This window comes from Allobosea sp. P4_C6 (assembly GCF_056402015.1).
This window is the reverse complement of the sequence record NZ_JBFUIF010000119.1, coordinates 1-4,475: the sequence shown is the minus strand read 5'-3', so window position 1 is coordinate 4,475 and position 4,475 is coordinate 1. Positions and strand designations below refer to the sequence as shown.

General features: G+C 61.5%; 6 protein-coding genes and 1 pseudogene. 5 read left to right on the top strand and 2 right to left on the bottom strand.

The annotated features are described in order from the left end of the window. From AC1DVA_RS26520 to AC1DVA_RS26510, 3 genes are all read left to right on the top strand, one after another. The coding region (locus tag AC1DVA_RS26520) for an integrase core domain-containing protein (protein WP_476806851.1) at positions 1-209 on the top strand (209 nt) is incomplete at its 5' end. Positions 210-273: 64 nt separating this feature from the next. Next, positions 274-654 carry a recombinase family protein gene (locus AC1DVA_RS26515; RefSeq protein WP_476807874.1) on the top strand — a complete coding sequence of 127 codons (381 nt, stop codon included), beginning with the start codon at positions 274-276 and terminating at the stop codon, positions 652-654. A gap of 718 nt (positions 655-1,372) precedes the next feature. Further along, the gene (locus AC1DVA_RS26510; RefSeq protein WP_265054505.1) at positions 1,373-1,651 is read left to right on the top strand and encodes a hypothetical protein; all 279 of its coding nucleotides are present in this window, start codon (positions 1,373-1,375) and stop codon (positions 1,649-1,651) included. A gap of 251 nt (positions 1,652-1,902) precedes the next feature. Here AC1DVA_RS26510 and AC1DVA_RS26505 read toward each other — a convergent pair whose 3' ends face one another. Then, positions 1,903-2,883, bottom strand: coding sequence for a hypothetical protein (locus AC1DVA_RS26505; RefSeq protein ID WP_476807873.1), 981 nt, complete (start codon positions 2,881-2,883; stop codon positions 1,903-1,905). Between the two features lie 299 nt (positions 2,884-3,182). Between AC1DVA_RS26505 and AC1DVA_RS26500 the strand changes: the two are divergent. Continuing rightward, a pseudogene (locus AC1DVA_RS26500) lies at positions 3,183-3,670 on the top strand (transposase); the annotation flags it as partial. A 77-nt stretch (positions 3,671-3,747) separates the two neighbouring features. After that, positions 3,748-4,158, top strand: coding sequence for a M15 family metallopeptidase (locus AC1DVA_RS26495; RefSeq protein ID WP_265054890.1), 411 nt, complete (start codon positions 3,748-3,750; stop codon positions 4,156-4,158). Positions 4,159-4,219: 61 nt separating this feature from the next. On the opposite strand, the gene AC1DVA_RS26490 is transcribed toward AC1DVA_RS26495, so the two are convergent. Then, the coding region (locus tag AC1DVA_RS26490; RefSeq protein WP_476807872.1) for an integrase core domain-containing protein at positions 4,220-4,475 on the bottom strand (256 nt) is incomplete at its 5' end.

Genomic DNA, 4,475 nt, shown 5'->3' with positions numbered 1-4,475 from the left:
ACGAACTCCTGAGCGGCGAGCTGTTCTACAGCCTCGCCGAGGCTCGGATCGTCATCGAGGGCTGGCGTCAGCACTACAATACCCGGCGCCCGCACTCCTCGCTCGGCTACAAGCCGCCAGCACCGGTCGCTGTGGTCTGGCCGCCTACGAAAACCCAACCCGCTTCGCCGGCCATCTCAACCGTGGCCGACAAGCCCACCATGCATTAGATTAGAACCGGGCCACCTGATGGGGGCAGGCCAGGACAAGCTGGTCCCCTTTCGGGTCGCTTCGATGCCCCACGCCGACGCTTTGCAGCTTTGCATCTATGCGGCCCTGGCCGAACAGGAGCGGCAGTTCATCACCCTCCGCACCAACGTGGTCTTACAGAAGGCCAACGGCTGTGGCGTCAAGCTAGGTAGCCTCCGGGACGCCACCATGAAGCGAAACGAAAGCGTGAAGGCCCAGGCCAAGGAACGGGCCGAGGCATGGCGAGGCGTCGTGGAGCCGCTCCGTGGAGCCGGCAAGAGCATCAGGGAGATTGCCGAGGCACTGAACGCCGCCGGCATCAAGACTGCTCGCGGCGGAACATGGCACCCGACGACCGTCCAGCGGGTTGTGGATCGCCTTAGGAGGCAGGCGGGGCGGCGCTCAGCTCCTCTTCGTTGCGGATGACGAGGCGAGGCATGCGGGCGCAACGATGCGCTCGATCATACGTCTCCCTCATGCCGGCGCATGAAGCGGCGCCAGCGTTCATATTCCTCGGGCGTGAAGCGGGCCTTCTAGCTCAAGCTAGAGCGACTTGACMTTCGCAATTGCGGCCTCCCGCGTCCACTCCCGCCCGTGATCACTGCTGGTCTGGGGTAGGTCGAAGACGCTGATGCCCCAGGTCCAAGGCGCGCAGCGTTCCGGGGCGTTCGCGTGTCGTCGACAATCACGGCGATCCGCTCGCCCTCGTCGTCAATGACATGCTGGTACGCCTCACCGTCCGGATACGCCCCACCGAGATCGCCGCCGCGTCGAAGTCTTGCCGTCGTGCCTCAGACGGCTCGGGAATGGCCAGACTCGCGGAGATCACGGTCCCGGCCTGTGGACGTCGGCCGCAAACGCCGCTCATGGACGCCCCGAGCGGAGTGCGTTCGGCCGCGAGCGCATCACCGCGCTCATAAGCGGCTCCAGCACATCCGGGGACCGGACTTTCTGCAAACACGACAAAATCGCTTTAACTACAATTCCGCATCAGAGGTATAAATCGTAGATCGCTGACAGAAGTGCATTTGACGCAGTTCGCTATCGTGCCCATTATTCCCTTCGGGAATGCCCGTAGATTTTCCTTGCCTTCTCCTGTCTATACATTCGTCGCCTATGTCTTCCGTGGTCCAGGGAGAGTTTGATGTCGGCTGAAGAACGCGGGCTCGCGCGGTTCATGATTAGGTTCCCCGAGTTCCGGTACCGGTTCGCGCAAATGCAGGACGGACGTTTTCGCGGCATCTGCGAGGAGTACGAGCTTGTCTCAGAGGTGATAACCAAGTGGTCCCAGGCTGACCACTGCGCCATGTTTAGCCTCAATGATTACTGCCTGCTCGCGGCCTCGATCGAGAAGGATGCCATGACAATGGCTAAGGCTGATGTCGCGCGAGCGGCGGTCATAGAAAAGCCGCAAGCACTTTAGTCTATTCACAACTTGTGGACGAACCCGGGAGGCAGGCGTAACCTCGCCCGGCCGTTGAGAAGCGGTCGAAAGCCACCGGCCAGCGCCAGCCGCCCAGCCCGGTGGCGTCTCGCTGCCGGCGCCGTCCGCCTCGCCGACGTTCGGTGATATTCCGATATTCGGACGACCGCTTTTCCAGGCGGTGCGCAAATGAGCGCTTTCGCCCCGCTGCAGACGATGAAGCCCAAATTGCGGGACGCCCGTCGCTCCGCCTAATGCACCGTTGCTGCGGGTCGTAAGCGGGAGCTTACTGCCTCAGTGATCCTGGACGCGAGGCGCGTCTCGAGTTCGAAGGCGCTGTTGGAGTTCAGATCGGCCTCATAGCTGCCGGACCAGACGATTGCGGTCGTTTCACCATCCAGAAGGAGGCTGGTGATCCTGACCTTGCTATCGCTCGTGCGGACCACACCCTCCAGGATGTGCCGCTTGCCCGATGACCGATCGCTCCGGACAGCCGAGAGGGACGGAACCAAAGCAGACAAATCCTCGCTGCGAAATACTGTCAACTCACCACGCGGAGCAAGCTGTGAGAGCAGCTCGTCGGTAAGCTGTGCTGCAAAAGCCTCGGTTTCGGCCGTCCCGGTCAGACTGACGAAAGGCTTCACGACAACCGCTGATCGCAGGAGGCTCGCTTGTTGCGTCGGGGCCGATCGCTTTGCCATCACCATTGTGGCCACCAATGGGATGATCGCGAGCGCCGCAGTGACACCGACTAGCCAATTTCGCCACAGCCACCCGCTCGTTCGCGGGCGGGGTGGCTCGTCAGGCGGAAGTGCGGGGGGTGAAAGCGGCTCGGGCGCCTCCTGATCGTCCAGCCTCCAGCGGAAGCTGGGCACATAGCCCCCTTTTGGAATATCGATCACGAGCGGGTCGGTACTGCCTTCAAGCAGGTAATACCGCTCCAACCCACGCCTGAGCCGCCCCGCCTCGATGCGAACGACGGGATCGCTCATAACGTCGAAATCTGCACTCCGGCCGAAGACTTCGACTGCGATCCCATACGCCTTGATGCGGTCACCGTGGCCCGAGAGCTTTTCTTCGACCACATAGGACAAAAACCGGCGCACCCGCTCGGGCGCATCAAAATCGCCACCTCCTAAAATGCGACGCAGTTGGGCGCGGACATCCTCTTGGGACATCACTGGAACGGCGTGGGATACCCAGACGCCGTTGGAACTCGTCGACTGGGTCACGGTCGATTGCTCCGGCCACTCAAACGCTTACGTCTACCGTGATCGGATGAAACGAACGACGCAACCGCAAATCTCAGAATCACGGAAGAACGTGTCCCCAAGGCCAATTGCCGGAGAGTGCCTCAAGGCGCAAAATTGGCCTTCGAAACGAAGTACGGGACCGTTCCAAAGCGGCGCCCTTACCTGGCGAGATCCGCACCATGACCCGGATCCAGGAGCGCGGGCGCGCCCGTCTGAATAGCCTGCTGCCGGTTTCGTGGACACCGAGATTGGGTGTTTCATGAAGCTGGAGGTGGCGTATGAGGCGAAGACAGTTTGGGCGTGAGTTCAAGATCGAGGCGGTGCGACTGATCAAGGATCGCGGGGTTAGTGTGGCGCAGGCGTCTCGGGATTTGGATGTCCATGAGAACCAGCTGCGCAAATGGGTGAAGCTCTTCTCGGCCGATCCTGCGCAGGCCTTTCCCGGCCACGGTCAAATGAAGCCGGAGCAGCTTGAGATCGAGAAGCTGCGGCGAGAGGTGGCCAAGCTCAAGGCGGAGCGCGACATCCTAAAAAAGGCCGCAGCCTACTTCGCGAAGGACGTGACATGAGGTTCACGTTCATTGCGAAGCACCGGGGGATCTGGCCGGTGGCATGGCTTTGCGAAGCGCTGGATGTGTCGCGCTCGGGCTTCCATGCCTGGCTCAACCGATCGCCGAGCCGGCGTGCACGCGACGACGAGGAGATTGGCAACAGGGTCCGGGCAAGCTTCCTTGGTTCGGATCGGACCTATGGTGCCAGGCGTGTCAACCAGGCACTCCAAGCGCTGATGGTGTCTACGCCAGAATCCCGATCCGCGACGAGTTCGGCCGCGACCAGATTCCGATGTTTCGCTCGTGGAACCCGGACCCGGTGGGAAATCACGACGCCAACCTGCGTGCGCTCGACCCGATCCTCGCCAAGATCGTTAGAAGGGCGCAAGCCAGCCTTCCGAACCTGCGCTTTGTCATTGGCTCGGGCCGGCGTGACCAAGATCAACAAGGTCAGGCCGTGGCATGGGGATGGTCGAGGACAAAAAGCTCTTCGCATCGCTCCGGACGGGCTGTGGATCTCTGGCCGCTCGACCGGGAGGGGCGTGTCGTCTTCGATTCGACGCTTCAGAGCCAGATCGCTGCGGCCATGAGAAAGGCCGCCTCGGACACTGGGGTCCGGCTTCGCTGGGGCGGTCACTTTGGTCGCTACAAGGACAATGACCGGTCGCATTTTGAACTGGCGGCGAGGCGTCATCGCAGATGACGGCAACTGACGCGACCTGTCAGGACGCACACAGCCGACTAGAGGCACGGTTTCCAATGACCTAGGTGTTTAGTCCCGGCATTTGGTGGATTGGATCGAGGGTGAATCGTTCCGGCTCTGAAGTCCAGCGCTTGCAGATGAACTCGTAGGGCGTGAGGCCTTTGAGGGTCTTCAGGCGCCGGCCGAAATTGTAAGCTGAGACGAAGTCCTGGAGGTGACGATCGAGCTGGTCGTGGCTGTCGTAGTGATAGCGTTTGACGGTCGCGTCTTTGATCGTCCGGTTCATTCGCTCGACCTGCCCATTGGTCCATGGTCCA

Excerpts from the sequence above, each read along its gene's own strand:
- AC1DVA_RS26515 (WP_476807874.1), top strand. The coding sequence starts at position 274 with ATGCCCCACGCCGACGCTTTGCAGCTTTGCATCTATGCGGCCCTGGCC.
- AC1DVA_RS26510 (WP_265054505.1), top strand. The coding sequence starts at position 1,373 with ATGTCGGCTGAAGAACGCGGGCTCGCGCGGTTCATGATTAGGTTCCCC.
- AC1DVA_RS26495 (WP_265054890.1), top strand. The coding sequence starts at position 3,748 with ATGTTTCGCTCGTGGAACCCGGACCCGGTGGGAAATCACGACGCCAAC.